The 16,823-nt window shown below is 45.1% G+C and carries 10 protein-coding genes; all 10 read right to left on the bottom strand.

The window, feature by feature from the left end; all coding sequences use genetic code 11:
- Positions 1-37 precede the first annotated feature (37 nt).
- Positions 38-2,131, bottom strand: coding sequence for a hypothetical protein (locus AAC022_RS03860; protein ID WP_339728171.1), 2,094 nt, complete (start codon positions 2,129-2,131; stop codon positions 38-40).
- Positions 2,132-2,240: 109 nt separating this feature from the next.
- Positions 2,241-4,124: a VWA domain-containing protein gene (locus tag AAC022_RS03865; RefSeq protein ID WP_339728173.1), complete on the bottom strand. Its 1,884-nt coding sequence runs from the start codon at positions 4,122-4,124 to the stop codon at positions 2,241-2,243.
- Entirely contained in the window at positions 4,121-4,954 is an 834-nt protein-coding gene (locus AAC022_RS03870; protein ID WP_339728174.1) for a DUF58 domain-containing protein, read from the bottom strand. The genes AAC022_RS03865 and AAC022_RS03870 overlap by 4 nt, the downstream gene beginning before the upstream one ends.
- Positions 4,955-5,032: 78 nt before the next feature.
- Complete coding sequence (locus tag AAC022_RS03875) at positions 5,033-6,049, bottom strand: MoxR family ATPase (RefSeq protein ID WP_339728175.1); 1,017 nt, start codon at positions 6,047-6,049, stop codon at positions 5,033-5,035.
- A 26-nt stretch (positions 6,050-6,075) separates the two neighbouring features.
- A complete protein-coding gene (locus AAC022_RS03880; protein WP_339728176.1) occupies positions 6,076-9,123 on the bottom strand; it encodes a VWA domain-containing protein in 3,048 nt (1,015 codons plus the stop codon).
- The gene (locus tag AAC022_RS03885; RefSeq protein WP_339728178.1) at positions 9,120-10,982 is read right to left on the bottom strand and encodes an ATP-binding cassette domain-containing protein; all 1,863 of its coding nucleotides are present in this window, start codon (positions 10,980-10,982) and stop codon (positions 9,120-9,122) included. Before AAC022_RS03885 ends, AAC022_RS03880 begins: the two co-directional genes overlap by 4 nt.
- A 5-nt stretch (positions 10,983-10,987) precedes the next feature.
- Positions 10,988-12,454, bottom strand: a complete 1,467-nt coding sequence (locus tag AAC022_RS03890; RefSeq protein ID WP_339728180.1) for a hypothetical protein — start codon at positions 12,452-12,454, stop codon at positions 10,988-10,990.
- Positions 12,451-13,494, bottom strand: coding sequence for an extracellular solute-binding protein (locus tag AAC022_RS03895; RefSeq protein WP_339728182.1), 1,044 nt, complete (start codon positions 13,492-13,494; stop codon positions 12,451-12,453). Before AAC022_RS03895 ends, AAC022_RS03890 begins: the two co-directional genes overlap by 4 nt.
- Positions 13,491-15,113 carry a hypothetical protein gene (locus AAC022_RS03900; RefSeq protein WP_339728185.1) on the bottom strand — a complete coding sequence of 541 codons (1,623 nt, stop codon included), beginning with the start codon at positions 15,111-15,113 and terminating at the stop codon, positions 13,491-13,493. Before AAC022_RS03900 ends, AAC022_RS03895 begins: the two co-directional genes overlap by 4 nt.
- Before the next feature lie 28 nt (positions 15,114-15,141).
- Positions 15,142-16,815 carry a hypothetical protein gene (locus AAC022_RS03905; RefSeq protein WP_339728188.1) on the bottom strand — a complete coding sequence of 558 codons (1,674 nt, stop codon included), beginning with the start codon at positions 16,813-16,815 and terminating at the stop codon, positions 15,142-15,144.
- Positions 16,816-16,823 lie beyond the last annotated feature (8 nt).

Genomic DNA, 16,823 nt, shown 5'->3' on the forward strand with positions numbered 1-16,823 from the left:
TGTATTCTTCTCGTTAAATAGCGGAGTAAGGCATGGTTTAAGATTTAGTCACGATCAGCTGCCTGTAAATCGTATCTTTTGTATCGCCTGGAACATAAATAACAACGAGCCATTGCCTGGGATCAGTCGGGTCCAGAATGCTCAAGTCTTCATAACTTTTTCCACCCGATGGAGATGTTTGTGTTACGATCTGAAACAGTCCACTTTGATTTCTCACACACAGATCATCCATAAAACTCCGCTGGTTCTGTCGATCTACAGGGCGTCCTGGATAGTGTGGCATGACCGGATTTACTAATGCATTTGCTCTCGAATAACGAGCCTGGGTATTCGAGCCTGTGGAAAGGTATCGATAATCTTTGGCTTTCCCACCACTGGCACCCTGGTATATCAATAACAGTGCCTTGTCTCCGAATGCTTGATAAACTTGATTTCGAATTTTTTGTCGCCCTTGTTCAGAATTCAATTCGGTTACTTGAATTGAAGACCAGTCAAAGCCTGTCTGTAGTTCAGTGGGATAATTAGAAATGATCCGATTGAGCTGTGGTGTCCATTGAGGCATCTTTTGCAAAACGGAATATTGAGTGGGAATTGATCCAGAATAAAATGGGGGCCCTACCAGCGCCGGAGGTATATTCCGATTATAGACATTATAATTTTGAGTCATTCCAAATTCAGATTGATTGAGAGCAGAAAACAATCCCGATTTCACTTTTGTTTCAATTGTTTGATAGGAACCAGTGAATAACAACTCGATGTTATTTTCTTTTACCGGCTTTCCCTGAGCATCAAGATCCAGAATGGTCAGGTTTTTTCGCTCGTACGATGTCTGCATGAAATAATTAGAAATCATGAAGACAAACACTGCAAAACAAATCGAGATGAACGGAAAGGTGATCCAGGTGAACCGTCTCAGTTTGAACTTTCCCAAAATAAAGTACTCTCCCGGCCCAACCAGAAGCACATAGCTAAACAAAATGCTTGCGATAATCCAGGTGGGAACAATCCGCATCTCTGACGGCATTAAGTCAGTGACAACTGCCCCACCAGTATTAATCGGCCGATAGTTTAAATTCAGAATTTGTCTGGCCGAATAGGGGTCGACATGTCGGTAGTTCGATGATTGTTGTGTTTTAATAAAATCGTTGACCAGTGCCTGGTAGTCCCACTTGTTTTCTTTTTCAAAATAGTTTCGTTGTGATTCTCTTATTTTCCATAAAAAAAAGGGGATCTGAATTTTCTCCTGTTTGGATAGAAGATCCTTCTCAATCGATTCTGATAACACGATCACGCTTCTTCCCCAGCCTGTTCGTTGGAACCAGACCTGACTGGCGGGATCGATATCCAACTTGCCTTCAGAATTGAGCAGAAAAGGTGAACCCGCTTCGTCCTCTGATAATTCATTCATAAACTTAAGTTGCGATGGCCCAACCATAGTCCCGGTGATCAGGCATAAGCTTCCACCTGACCTGACCCACTGGTGAATTGCTTTTAAGTGACGAGACTCCAATAGATCAAACCCGCGTGGTGTGATGATCATGATATCATATTGATGGCAGTCAATCGGTAGTTGGGGGAATTCATCGGAGAGGATATGAATGGATACGGTGTTTGCATTGAGAGACATCGATTGATTATTAATTAAACTAATAATCGAAGAATGGACTTGAAGCGTTTTAGGATCAATCTGAACCCGAATTGGTGTGTTCGGACTAATTGACTCAAATTTCAATGTGTCCAGAAAGTCTTTTGTTACTTGAGATAAATTACTATCAAACGGGTCGCAGATCCCAAGAGCAAAAGTTCGCTGAAAAGTCCGCCCCACCCTTAACGTATATTCTTTTTTAATATCATAGCGTCGCTCAGATGTGATAAAACTCAGTTTCAACTTGGCTTCCGAATAATTATTGTCCACCTTGATTGGCGGCAGCAGCATAGGTATTTCATGGAATCCAGAGTGAAGAGCAACATCATTGGATCGAAATTGCCCAAACGGTTCCATGCCATCGTGTGCAGTGACAAGAAAGTAGCCTTCCAGTAATCCGGTTGTAGAAACCGAACATTGCCAGACAAAAGCAATCGGGCCATCCCCTTTGGGAAATTGAGTCTGTTGATGAATATCAACGGTCATCGGGAGTTTTTGTGCGGAGGCCATCCCTGGAATTAATATTAATGACAAACAGACTGAATAGAAAACGTTCCGGAACATAATAAATAATTCCAGTCTTTCTTTTGATGACTCAAGATGGGATACCGGCAGGTCGGCGTTGAAAATACCACCACTCTACCAGAAGCAAAACAAATGCAATGATCGCAAACTCGCTCCACAAAGGTTTGTCGCTATCGATTTGTGCTTGAGATGCAGTGACGGGCACCTCACTAAACTGTATCTCTTCCACGGAAACGAGAGAAGTTTCTAAAGGGTTCAATAAACTGACACTAATTTGGTCGGAATTGGCGCCCTCACCACTGATCGTGTATTTGCCTACACGCAAAGCGGCAATTCCTGAAACCAGTCCGTTCTGATTGCTTTCGATACTCAACTGCTTGCCATCTGGGGTTTTGATTTCATATTTTTTTTCAGGAAGAAATTCGACCGCCGGTAAAACCGGAGTCGCCGCTGCTTGCACTTCTGCACTCCCCGCTTCCTGCATTGTAAGCTGGAGCAGGTTCGAAACCATAATCGGAAAACCAACACGATAAGGCATTGTTGAGCGATCGGTATTGAACAGAAAATAAAATTCCAAATCACCTGCATTCCGTTTTTGTAATAAGAGTGGTCCCAGTCGGCCGTGCACTAAGACCTCGTAGCCTAATTCTTCCAGATTTTCGACACCGGCGTCCTCTTCCCAGACCGGCTGTTCTGTAATCTGCACATCATTCAATTCAACGTGCCGTAATAATGAAGAACTCCGGTTCCAATCGACAACATCAGTTAATTTGGTTTCAAGCTGAATATACTTCTTTAGATCTTCGGGGACAAAACCGACCCCCAATTTCACTAGTGCCTGTTTCTCTAAATTCTTTTCAGAGGCAGAAATGATCAAATCATATTCTGGAAGCCCAACAGTTTCTCCTGCTTCCGGATACAGTTCCACCTCTTTATTGTCGGCGAGTGCGTAACGGTAACTCGATAGATCCGGGTCAATGAAAACAAGCAAAGATCTTGCCTGGGGAATTTTGAGAAAGGCTCGATTATCTGATAACAAACTGTCAAATGCACCCGGGACCAAAACCGCTTCAAGAGACGACGCATTATTGGCATTAACTGAGAATTCCAACCGTTGTGAATCTCCTGTACCTAACACAACATCTTCTTTGGCTATTGCTTGGCCATCTTGAAGTAACTCGATTGTGGCCGGCGTTTCAGTGTCACTGGAGTTCTCAATTCGAATAAACACATCCCAGTTTCCATCCTGATTTTTCCGGGCATTGAAAGACGTAATTCCCAGATTCGCCCCTGCTGATGGCAGTCGCTGATAATTTAATTCAAATGGCAGCTCAAAGTTAACTTCTTCCGGAAAATTCCCATCGGAATAAAACAGGACCGTCTTGATCGGTGCAGTCCGCGAAAGTGCCTGTGTCATGCGTAATGCATCTTCCAGCCGACTGGGAACATCATCGACCGTTAATCCGGCGAGTGACTTCTTTAAGACGCGCTGGTTATCGGTAAAGTCCGTTAATCTGCGAGCCGTGGAACTGACAGCAACTAAGGAAACTCGCTGATCTGGAAGCAAATTATCGATCAATTCGGTAACTTGTTCTTTTGCAAGATCGAGACGTGTTTGTTTTGTTTTTGGATCAGTGGCTCCCATGCTGGCAGAACAGTCAATCAGAATCGGCAAATACTCTGCTCGCTCAGCTCCGCTTTGGATAAATGGCTGCATCAGTGATAAGACTAAAAACAGCAGCAATAATATTTGCAGCAATAGTAAGATACTACGTTTAAATTTCTGGAAGGGAGAATTCACACGTCGGTCATTAATGACCTGACTCCACAGCGCCAATGAAGGAACACGCTTATGCGGTCGTTTCAACTTTAAAAAATAGAAGATTATTAAAGGCAGCAGCAATAGCAGATACCAGGCCCCCTGGAGCGAATAAAAGCCAGGCCAAAAGTTCATAAGACCCACCCCTTTCGCCTTAACTGATCAAACAAAATATGTTCCAGGGAATCGCCACTATTAATGGTCATAAAACGCCCGGAACGTTGCCGACAAAGCATTGCCAGATGTTCTTCCAGTAATACCCGATGCTCATGATAAAGTCCCAACAAGTCACCCGCGGATGAGATATCCAGGGTCTGACCGCTTTCACTGTCGACCAGACGCAAATCGCCATTGAGTTCCGGGTTGATTTCAGAGGGGCCTAATATTTGAACCCCAAACAGTTCCAGGCCTGCGCTATATAGCATATTAAACGGACGTTGTAGGTCGCCAAATGACTCATAATCGGAAAGAACGACGGCAATACCTCTTCCGCGATGAGTGCGTAATACATCTTCCACTGCCAGTTCAATTGGTGAATCGCCGCCCACTTCGATATTTATCATAAAGTCAAACAAGCGTTTCATACTGATTCGACCAGTCGCAGGTGAGAATTTCTCCGGTCGGCTTCCTTTTTGGTTACAGACATAAGCACTGACTTTTTCAAAATTTAACAATCCCATTAGGCCAAACGCAGCAGCCAACTGTTTACAGCGTAAAAATTTGTCTTCGTAATCCATTGAGGATGAGGCGTCTAGAATCAAGACGACATGCATTTCCTCTTCATGCTGGTACTGCTTCATAAAAGGACGGTTTAGCCGGGAGAAGATATTCCAGTCAATATAACGCACATCATCGCCGGGAACGTAGTTTCGATAATCTGAAAACTCGGTGCTGGTTCCTCCCTTACCAGAAAGGTGCTCGCCGCGACTTCGATTCGTTAAACGTCGCGTTGGGTTTAAGCGCATTCTCTCCAACATGGATAAAGTTTTATTATCAAATAACGACGTAAACTGGTTGGGTTGAGTTCCCTGTGACACTGACGTTTATTCCTTCTCTGGTAGATCTTTGCAAATCTTCGTAATCAAGTCATCTACCCCGACGTTTTCTGCCTGACCATCGTAATTCAGTAACACACGGTGTTGCAGCACTTCGTTCGCAAAATAGCGAATGTCTTCAAATGCGACATGCGCACGTCCTTCACTCAGGGCGCGGACACGTGCCGCTTTTACCAGTGATTGTGCTGCACGTGGGCTTGCTCCCCAATGCACAAAACGGCGTATTTCATCTGTGGCAAAATCAGTCCCGGGATGAGTGGACAGGACCAGACGAATGGCATAATCCCGTATCGGTTCCACTACCACCACTTTTTCCAGCACACTCCGTAATTCAAGGATTTGCTCGCTGTTCAATAGCTTTTTCAACTCAACAGGCTGTTTCAAAATCGTTTGCTGCACAATCATGTTGAGTTCATCACGATTGGGAAAAGGCACGTTCACTTTAAACATAAATCGATCTAATTGAGCCTCAGGTAAAGGATAAGTCCCTTCCTGCTCTATCGGATTTTGCGTTGCCAACACAAAGAATGGTTGATCCAGTCGATATTGTGTCCCTCCGGCTGTAACCGTTCCTTCCTGCATTGTCTCCAAGAGCGCAGATTGGGTTTTAGGAGAAGCGCGGTTGATTTCATCAGCTAACAACAATTGCGTAAAGATGGGGCCTTTCCGAAATTCAAATCGGTAAGTACCCGTTTCATCGGTACTCATGATATTGGTTCCAATGATATCAGCTGGCATCAAGTCAGGCGTAAATTGAATTCGCTGAAAATGCAGTTCCAGTACTTTTGATAGCGCTTTAACGAGTTCGGTTTTTCCCAAACCCGGAACGCCTTCCAGTAAGACATTTCCCCCACAGAACAACGCGTAAAGAGTCGATTCAACGACCTTCTCCTGTCCAATGATCATTCGCCCAATTTCAGATCGCACTTCATTAAAGACTTTCTTGAAATGGTCTGCTTCAGCCTGCAATACGGTTGGCTCTTCTGTTGTTTCTGGCTGGTTCATATTAATTGTCTCCGCAGAATAAAAGTCTATTGTTTTTCGTCGTCTGATTGCCGTTTACGTTTGAGATCCAGTAAGCGTCCTGTCGTCGATTTGTTCTCGTTTGAATCGGCCGGTGGTGTCTGTGTAGAAGGTTTTCCAGAATGATCCGAGTTAGTTATCTCAGTCCGTTTTTGTTGTGACTGCCGTGAAGACTGCTGTTTCTGTTCTTGAAGTTTGGAAATGGTTGATTGGGCGTTTTTCTGATTGCTGGTCGTTGAAGCCGTTCCTTTACGGTGGTCCATTTCCTCGGTCACCCCCTGTTTCCGTTGCAGGAGGGCTCCCATTGTTGCAGTACTGCTTTGTTTCTCGGGACCGAACCCGAACCAGCCTTTAATGACATACCAATCCAATTGAACGCGTCGAATTCCCACATCCAGTGGTACTAAGATCGCCAGCACAATCAATAACCAGTCAAATACCGGGTTTGAACTCTGCTTGGGATCGCGGCGACCATAAATAACTTTCGCTGCGTTCTCCAGATCAAGTCGTTGACCTCCAGTTCGTTCGGCGATTTCCTCCAGAACAATGGGGTTCGAACGGAAGCGGAGAAATTCTGGTGAATAAGGCACAATGAATCCACCATTTGTATGATCTTCACGATCCCCTGATTTCCCAACAGACATCACCTGATATCGTCCCTTACCCCAAAGAGGAATCGAAGCCTGATACCGGCGCGGGCTGACCTGCTTGAGTACAACTGTTTCTTCACGATCATGTGGACCGGTGATTTTTGCCGCGACATTCAAAAACGATTCTTCAGGATGATAATCTTCGACCATAATTGTGGCATTATTACCAGAAGTGTGACTCCACATTTTCAGATGTTCCTGCTTTTGCACACGCGAGATCTTAATCATTAACTGCTTGATGAATGCCTGATAATGATCCCAATTCACCCAATCAGCGCCCCAGTTCGGTGAAAGGTCAGAAGTAAATGCAGCCGTGGTTCCTAAACCATATCGCCAGAAGGAGAGCACGGGATCAATCTCACCTTCCGCGTCTTTCTTTTCAGGAGCGTTTAAAATTCCTTCTGCCCGAGGTTTCATCGTCGTTAACACGTACCCATGTAAGGGCGGTATTTCTTGAACACCTTTCAGTACTGGGGAAATCATTCCTACTTCGGGAGTGATGGTCTCGTTTTGAATCATACTCCGTTTGAGAGTTTTCGATTCTTTAATAAAGATGGACGGCAGTTGATTGGGATCGGAAGGAAAATAATAACGCCCCCTCGTAGCTCCGGCGATTCCTCGCATCGTCGAAATATCACGCCCCCCATGAGGATAGATCGCGACCATCGACACACTGACTTTGTTATCTTGAAACTTTTTGATGAGCTGGGGAGACGGAGGCTGAGGATCGCCGTCCGAAATGATAATCATATGTTTTGTGGACGCATCGCTTTTGATCAGCCCTTTTAAACCTAATTCCATCGTGTTTGCAAAGCTTGGCATGTCGCCGATTTGTGCCCCGTTGATTTTGGGAACCATTTTTTCATATTCATCGGCGGGAGTTAGCTCAAACAACCATTTTTCGCCTCCCATGTAATCATAGATCAAAACGCCAACGTCGTCCTGCGCCCCTAACACTTTAATCGCCTGTTTTGTGATCCGTTTTCCCCAGGTATTGCCTTCAGGAAATTCACAAGTATGGAGAATGATCGCCAGGGCACCTTTGGGAAGTATCTTCTTTTTGGTGATATCCATCGTCACGGGTAGTGCGTCTTCGATTACCGTACGATGATACCCTCCGGGGCCGTAACTGTTCTCACCGCCGACCATCATGAAACCGATTCCCTGATTAAAGATCGAATCATGGACGGCTTTCAACTGAATCACATTGAAGGCATCAGCGGGAACATTGACAAACACGATCGCGTCATAGGGCATCAGTGACAGGGAATCGCTGGGAAACTCATAGGCAGAGACCGTGTCGACATTGCGCTCTCCTTCGCGAATTGCTTTCACCAGAGACTGCCAATCCCGGTCGTCACCCGCAGGGTCGGTAACCACCAGAACTTTGCCTTCCCCTGCGACATAGATGTAGTTCAATACGGTATTGTTTTCGCGCACCTGGTCTTCATCACGCTTCGTTTCAATGGTTGCTGAATATTCATAATAGCCCGCTTCCCTTAGGTAAATCGGCACCACAAAACGGTTCTTACCTGCTTTGAACGAAACATCTTCCTCATAGATCGGCTCGCCATTTTCTCGTAACACGAGCTTGCCTGAGCCATCTTGTAAGGACGAGAGTACAACAGCCGCCTCATAATTTTCTCCCAGCTTGACGAACCGCGGGAGCTCCAGGTTTTCGAGCCAGACCTCTTTGTCGTATTCGTATTGAATGGGTAAAACATCAACGGCGATATCCCGTGACTTAAGCTCTTCCAGAATTTGTGAAATCGAGCCTTCTGTCTCCGTTCCATCACTGATCAATACAATCCGACCGCGATTTTCTTCCGGCAACATGGCAGCTGCCAGCGAAAGCGTCTGTTGTAAATTTGTCGCATCGCGGTCAATACGTGAATTCAGAGCTTCAAATGGAAATGAAACACGTGGCGGCAGTTCAACAGCGGAATTTCGCCCGAATACCACGAGGCCCGCTTCATCAGTCTGTGGCTTTTCTTTGACTGTCTTCGTGACAAATTCCAGAGCGTCTTCAACCGATGATTCACCGATCGAATCAGAGAGATCCACTGCATACACAACGGAGATCACATCACGAACGCGAACCGAACGAGGCTCTGCGATCAGCATGACGAAAAGCCCCAGCATCAGTAACCGCGAAAACAGTGCGGCTAAGGCGCGGCCTTTGCTTAAACCACCATAACCAGCAACCGAAAGCCACCAGACCCAGATTGAAAAAAGAATCAGCCCAAACGCCCAGGGACGGGCAAACAACAAAACGTTAGACAGTTCGAGGCCGATACAAACGATGGCATACATAATCAGAAAGAAGATCAAAGGCATCACACGTCGCCAGGTCAAAGCGATGCGCGGTCGGGGAACGAATTGGTGATAGAGTTCTTTGATCTTCATGGTATCAATTTTACGATTAAACGATTGCCAGTGTCAGCGACGAACACTTGATCTTTTGAATTTACGGTAAGTCCCCAAGGAGTTAAAAACTCCCCTTGCCGCATCCCTGTTCTTCCAAATCTGCCTAATATTTCACCCGCTAAATTTATTTTGGTGACCCGCCCTGCTCCATATTCCACGATATAGAGCGCTTCATTAGTCTGATCGATGGCAATGTCATAAGGATAATAGAGTGGAATTCCCCCGGTTTTTGTTCCTAAAATCTCTAAAAAGGTGCCATCGTCCGAAAATACCTGGATCCGGTTATTGGCGGCATCAGCAACATAGATTTTCCCATTATGCCAGACCATTCCGGCAGGTCGCTGAAATTCTCCGGGATTGGTGCCGACTTTTCCAAATTCGAGCAAAAATTCTCCCTGCTCGGAAAATTTTTGAATGCGATTATTCTCACCAAATTCACATACGAAAATATTCCCCTCAGGATCCTGTACCACAGAGACCGGATAAATAAATTGTCCTGGTTCAACACCATATTCGCCAAGCATTTTTTGAACATTTCCCTGTTCATCAAAAAAAATGACCCGGTGGTAATGTGTGTCAGCAACCGCAATTTGACCATTCTTTAAAACACAGACTCCCTCAGGTTTTCCCACTTCAGATTCAGGCATCTTCCATTGCCTGATCAGTTCGTTATTTGAATCATAAACCAGAACCCGACCAGCATTATCAAGTACATAAAGTTCGTCGTTCGGCCCGATATTCACGCTACGTGGCGCCGGAACCATGATGCCTTCAGAGGGAACAGACCACTGTGTGATTTTGGAAAACACAAGTTCCGGGGCAGAGTCAGAAAAGCAACCCGAGCAGAAAAACAAGCAGAAGCATAACATCAACAAACGAAGAGAAACCCGATCCCCTTTTTGTAATACTGACCTGACAGGGCGGTGATATAAAGTCTGAGTAGACTCGGACTCGCGATGTGAGACCGTAACTTCCTCGATTGAGCCACTGAATCGGGTCGATTGCACTTCCCACAAACTCTGTTCGTCTTTGTCCAAGGTGAGTTGTTCGGCCCGAATCAGCTTGGCTGCATTGTCGGTTTCCTGCTCTGGAGAGTCATTTCTCATCAATGCAAGATCGTTGACTGGCCCTAGATAGGTAGCAGTGTGATACGATGGGGGAGCATCATACAAATCGTTAACGATACCAGAATAGATCACCTGCCCCTGGTCAAGGCAGATCACGTGCTCTGCTTCCCTCAACACCAGTTCTGGTTGATGTGTTGAAAATACAAGCGATGTTTTGTTTTTCTGACAATAGTCACGAATGGTGTTCCAGTAGAAAGGCCAATGCGTCTGGTCCACATGCACCAAAGGTTCATCCATCACCAAGACTTTCGCTTTACTGGCCAGAGCTCGGGCGACAGCTAATCGCGAAGCCTCTCCTTGCGAAATTTGCCCTGGATATTGATCGCGAACCCGCAATAAATCAAATGCCGAGAGCAGTTCTTCAATTAAACTCGGCTCTGAATCAAGGTCCGGAAGAACCAGCATTAAGTGGTCTTGAACAGTATATTGCGGCCACAAACCAAGATTATGGGGCACCCAAAACAGATCCAGATCGAATTCGGACGGAAACGTTCCTGATCCGCGAGTAATGGTTCCCTGGTCAGGCATTTCATAGTTAACTAATAGATTCAGTAACGATGTTTTCCCCGCGCCAGAGTACCCCATGATTGCAGTCACGCCTTGTGAGATCTCAAGGTCAACCTCAGCTAAGCGGACGCTGGTCGCAGACTTTAAACTGACATGTTTCAGTGACCACAACAAGGCTTTTGATTGTAAGGTTTCAACAGTCATTAAGTTTATTCAGTCTCTGTCAAACCAGAACGGTTTGAACTTAAGATCCATAGTTTTTTGACAACTGGTAAAAGTAACAGACTTACGCAAACAGGTATGCCAAGACTGAGCAAGGTAATTGCAGATAGAACTGAATTCTGTCCGTAATGCATCAAGTTATAAAGGCGAACGGCAGATGGTTGCGCTTGACTCGGCGCTAATATAGAACTGAGTGTGACATTCCAATAAGCCCAGAAAGCCAGTATCACAACTGCCCAATACTGCATTCTCCCATTCACTGCCCAACGCAACCGGTCTCCCTTCAGTGCCTGAACTTTATTTTTTGACTGGCTCAACAGTCGTGCCAGATAAGAGGCATCGTTCTTCGAGTGTGTCTGAAGTATCAGTTTTAGAAAAACGGCTCTGGGGAATAGGAATAATACCAAAGCAACAAATATCGCCAAAGGAGTATCATAGAGCCAATAGATGTAATGTGATAAAAATGCGGAAGCGATCAACAACGCCAGCGTCAATGCGCCACAAAGACCTGGTAGACAGCATATAAAACCGGCTACTTTGAATCGGTGTGCCTGTTTTGAGGCAAAAAAGAATGATGCCAGCCCCCATGCGGCAATACCGGATGTTGTCCCATAGAATAGCCCCCAGACGCATTCCTGTATTGTGCCCTTCAATTGTAATTGATTCTGCAGCAAGCTTCCTAATGCCAGCATACTGCCCCAGCCTATGAATAGAAAAGGAACTAATCCTATGATGCAAAATGCAGCAAGCAAATATCCCCACGATAAGAATGCTGAAACACGTGTTACGTTTTTCGTTTGATATGGTTGATTGAGAGCTGGTCGGTTTTGAAGTCGCGACAGGACCATTACAACGCCAGCAATCAGGATCAATTCCACAAGGAACGGCCCTGTCAGAAACGCCAGGGTTTTGGTCACCGGAACCCCACCAGCCTGGGCATCAAATATCCAGACTGTCCATGAATCCCGATAAAGTAACGATGCCATCTCAAATTCCTGAAATGCCAACAGGAACAACAATGCCGCAACGGGGAATAGCCGAATCACAGTCTTCCACAGGAAGAAACTCCATTGTGCTCGGGCTTTGATAATCTGTGCCGAAGGCGATTTGACCGATTTTCTGATAAAATCGGCCTCTGGTGAAATCGCAGAGGGGGCTGATAGACAAAAACAGATCATTCCCACAGGAACCACTTTCAATAAGACCAGACCCGAATAAATCAACTCGATTAAAAAGGGATAATGCACCAGTTTCAGTGAAATCAGCCACCAGGCATATCCCACAATCAATTCAGGAACTAATAAAGGGGCCAGGATCAGTATGAGTAAAAAAACGGAACGGCGTGAATACCCTGTCTCAACCAGCCGAGACAAGTGTCTGGATAAAAGGACTCCCAATATTGAAATACATAAACTGCGTAACACTGTCACGCCACAAGCTGTGGCCAGGCTCATTTCAAGTACTCCGATTTAAGCCAGGCTAACGTTTCTTCCCGCTGTTTTACTAGATTTGCTAAAGGATATGCTTTCGTGACATAAGGACGATATTCTTTTACTGCTTCAGGAACCTGATCCCAATCCACAGGTCCTAACGGGATTTGACGGGACTGTGATTGTGCCAGCTTCAGCTCAACTTCTTCAGAAAGTAGATAATCCATTAGCGCCTCAGCCTGTTTTCGTTTTTGGGTTCCTTTGATGATGGCAACGCTATTTGGTATCAATATTGCTTGCTCGTTCACTGTGATTGGCAAAGCGGCAACCGGTTTTGATTCATCGACAGCCACAAAATAATCATCGGTGTCTGTGAATCCCAGTTCACAAGCGCCACTGGCAACCAGATTCTTAACGCTCGCGTTTCCAGAAGTTTCCTGAATCCCACGTTCCTGCAGAGAGTGATGCCAAGCCTTCAGTCGCTCCAGTCCCCACGCATCACAGAGTACAGTATAGTGAGACAAAGTTGTGCCATAGAGAGGCTTAGCGATCGCTACATGATCAAGGGGACCTGCTAATTTCTGTTCAATACTCTCTGGGGAAGTTTGAATCTTATCTACATTGGTGATGTAAACGCGCAGTCGTGCAGCAAAGCCGGTCCAATAGCCATCCGGATCTTTAAACTCAGCCGGAATCCTGTGGTATCCATCGCCTTGATATGCTTCTAACACGCCTTGCTTTTTGAGAGCGGCTGTACCTAATGCTTGATTATTCCAGAATACATCGCAACGTGGATGGTCTTGCTCCCGGAGAATCAAGTTCGTTAAGCCCAGTGATTTGGTGGCTTCCGTATCGAAACGTGGCTCGACTTTGATTCCCGTCTTTTGTTCAAAAGCTTTCAGGATTTCTTCTGAAAACACGGCATCGTGTGCGCAATAAACAACGAGTGCATCACTTTGTTGCTGATAAAAAAAGACCAATCCAACGGCTACGATGGCAACAGCTTCTACGATTGCCAGAATGAACCATCCGGAAAAAAGCCCTCTCCCTGATTTTTGATTCATTTCTTAGTTGCGTTTTCTTCAGGTTTTTTCTCAATAGAATTGAAATACTTTTTGATTCCATCGTGATATCCAGGCGGAATCTGCTCCTGCATAATTGCTTCGCTCATACCCTGTTTGAGGTCAGTGTATAATTTATTGTATTTTTTTTCTGCTTCTCCGCGATCACTGAGCCCCTTCGTTTTGAATGACAACAGGACCTTGCCAGCGGTAATCGCCGATTTCGATTTTTCTGTTTTAAAACCTTTATCGCCGGTATCATCTTCATCGACTTTGCCGCCGCTTCCTTGTCCTTCACCGCCTGTTCCATCACCAGGCATATCGCCCATCATCTGAGCATACAGTTCTTCATAATCCTCAAGCGTCATGCAGTTTTCACATGCTTCACCATCGAGGCCCGACTTATCATTCACTTTTTTTGCCATCTGCAGCACTTTGAGGGCTTCTTCCAGTTTTTTCATATCTTTGGCTGACTGGGCGATCTCTTTGAGTTCCATTTTAGCAAGATCCATCGATTGCATGGCTTCCTTGAATGCTTCATCAGCCTTAATGCCTTTTGACTGAGCCATCTGCATCTGTTTCATCGCCCGTTTTAGTGCTGCTGCCATCGCTTTGGAATTGGTTTGTTCGCGAGCAAAGGATTCCATTTCCTTCATTTTTTTCTGGATTTCATTTTTTAACTGCTCACGCTTCACGGGATCCGTTTCTTTGGCTAAGCGCTGCAACTGCTCTTTCAATTCATCCATCTCTTTCATGAGTGACTGAGTTGAGCCTTCCTGCAACTCCTTGCTCCACTTCTTCATGCCTTCATTTTTCGACATCCCGCCGAATTTTTGTGATTGATTCGCCTTCATCATCAGGCTTTTCATTTTCTCTTCGGCAATTTTTCGCCATTTTCCGCCAAGTGATTTTTGATGACCGGCTAGAGCTTTGGAATTCTCTTGTTTTTTCCCCGGCTTCATTTTTCGGAAGTCAGACTTCAGGTTTTGGACAGCCATTTTAACATTTTTTGATTCTTCATCGCTTTCACCCGTATCTTTGTTCTTCAGTTCTGCCAGCCGTGCTTTGGTCGCCTTTTTGGTATTCTGAAATTCTTTTGCCTTTTCCTGTTCGACTTCTGCAGCCTGAACTTCGCCAAAGGGATCAAGCTGAGGTGCATATTCTAAAACCAAAAACAACACCAGTGCGCCTGCACACGAAGTAGCTAATCTCTTTTGCCACTCAAAGCCAACAATAGCCGCCGGTTGAATCTTTGCGGCCTTCTTCTCAGCATCCTGAATGACTAGCGGTTTGTAATTGCCGATCGCTTGTTCCAGCATCGTAACAGTTAAGAACAGGTCTTTCGTTCCCTGGTTTTGATCGATTAAACGTGCCGCCTGTTCTTTTTCCGGTTTCCGGAACAAGACAAACGACAATACCAGAGTGCCAATAAGAACCACTCCTAAGGATTCGGGAGGAAACCACTCTCTCAAATAACCTGAAAATCGGCTGAAAAGAAGCAATGCTAAATAGGCAGTCAAGACATACACAAAGGAAATAAACAACGCCCGCCCCCACAACGCCAGCGATAAACGACGTTGGACACGTTCAATTAGTTGTGTCGTTTTTTTCATGTCTTCCATTTTATTCCCCTTATGTGCGGGAGGATGTCTAGTTTTTGGATTGTTTTTTCTGATAAGCGTCAGCTTCTGCAGGGCTGATCAACTGATCTTGATCACGATCTAATTTCTCAAATAAAACAGGATCAAACAGAAACTCTTTGCGTGAAATATCACCATCCCTGTTACGATCCATTCTTTGAAACCAAAGCGGGCCCGATAAAGTTCGTTGTACACTACGACTCTGACTCATTGCCATCGAATTGACGCGGGGATCAAAGACAAATAATTCCGGTTTTCCCAATTCGACTGTGATCCTGAAGTGACCACGTAACTCAGAATGATCAAGTGACTGATCTTGATTGCCATCAAACTCCTTCACACGCTGAAGACTTCGTTTAAGTTCACGTGAACTTAAACGAAGATCCAGATCAGTATCGAGAATTTCAAATAGTGATTTTCCATCATTGTCGACTGTCATTACGACCTGATCCTGAACGGCTGCCGTGTCTTTCAGCAGATATTTTGTCAATTCATCCACATTTAACATCGCATCATTGTTTTTGTCTACCTTTTTATATTCTGTATTTGGCAGATTCAGCTGTGCAAATTCGGCGGAATTTAAATAACCATTCTTATCGCCATCCACGACACGGAATCGTGTTTGATAAAACCGTACCGTATCCGCAAACATATGACGCGAACTTTTTACTCTTAGCTCAAGTAACAATCTATCAACACGGAACTCGACTTTAGAACGGGAGCTTATTTTGATATCACTCACACGCTTTGATTGCTTTTCCAGGATTTTTATACTCGGACGAAATGACTGTTGTCGAGGTAGTGAAACCTGAATCCGAAGATCTACAACTGGTTTTTGCAGATAGGCAAATAATTCATCACGGTTTAAAAAACCATCGGCATTGAGATCATGGTCTTGGAGAACAGTGGAATCAGGTTGCCCCTGATGAAAACATTCCAGAGAAATTGCATTGATTTCAGCGCTATGATACTCCACATATTTCTTAAATAACTCATCAATGACAGTATTTATGGAACGATCATTGTCCAGACGTCGAAAAGGTGTCTCGACAGTTTGTCTGGAGACAGGTTGTGCAACTACCGCATTGGGGTCAGACATAAACGGACGTAGCTCGACAAGATTGAGTACCTCGTCCTCGTCACGATCATACATGAATAATGTTTCAGAACTCGCGATGAACTCTCCATCACTCACGGAACCATCACCATTCTGGTCTAGCTTTCGGAATAACTCAATTACCTGTGAGCTTCGAGAGGGAGCGCCGGCAATTCGGAAAGCGGTGCCTTGCGCACGATTAAGGTACGAAGCAAATTCTGCCAGGCTTAAACGGTTGTCCGTCGGAGTTGTCTCAAGCATTTTGAGTCGCAGTGCCGGGCTACCTTGATCGAACTGTTTGATCCCGAATGCAGGAACATTTTCCATTTCTTTCAGGTCAATATAACCATCTTGATTCCCATCCAGTGACTGGAACAGGCGTTCGATATAATCAGTCGTCGTTGCACGAAAATCACCATGATCGATCTGTAAGCTCAATTCAAGGATGAACGGAGCCGAGGGAGCTAGCAGGATCAATCTCTGGCCACTCTGCTTGGCAAGAGCCTCTGGTTGTACCTCTCCCGCCAACGCATACGAACTCAAAATAGTTCCCAGCATATAAACAGCAATAAAACATATTCTGTTCAAATTGTGTT

Source organism: uncultured Gimesia sp., from assembly GCF_963976445.1.
Lineage (GTDB): Bacteria > Planctomycetota > Planctomycetia > Planctomycetales > Planctomycetaceae > Gimesia.

Coding starts and splice junctions, on each gene's coding strand:
- AAC022_RS03860 (WP_339728171.1), bottom strand. CDS start 2,131: ATGACCGTTGATATTCATCAACAGACTCAATTTCCCAAAGGGGATGGC.
- AAC022_RS03865 (WP_339728173.1), bottom strand. CDS start 4,124: ATGAACTTTTGGCCTGGCTTTTATTCGCTCCAGGGGGCCTGGTATCTG.
- AAC022_RS03870 (WP_339728174.1), bottom strand. CDS start 4,954: ATGCGCTTAAACCCAACGCGACGTTTAACGAATCGAAGTCGCGGCGAG.
- AAC022_RS03875 (WP_339728175.1), bottom strand. CDS start 6,049: ATGAACCAGCCAGAAACAACAGAAGAGCCAACCGTATTGCAGGCTGAA.
- AAC022_RS03880 (WP_339728176.1), bottom strand. CDS start 9,123: ATGAAGATCAAAGAACTCTATCACCAATTCGTTCCCCGACCGCGCATC.
- AAC022_RS03885 (WP_339728178.1), bottom strand. CDS start 10,982: ATGACTGTTGAAACCTTACAATCAAAAGCCTTGTTGTGGTCACTGAAA.
- AAC022_RS03890 (WP_339728180.1), bottom strand. CDS start 12,454: ATGAGCCTGGCCACAGCTTGTGGCGTGACAGTGTTACGCAGTTTATGT.
- AAC022_RS03895 (WP_339728182.1), bottom strand. CDS start 13,494: ATGAATCAAAAATCAGGGAGAGGGCTTTTTTCCGGATGGTTCATTCTG.
- AAC022_RS03900 (WP_339728185.1), bottom strand. CDS start 15,113: ATGGAAGACATGAAAAAAACGACACAACTAATTGAACGTGTCCAACGT.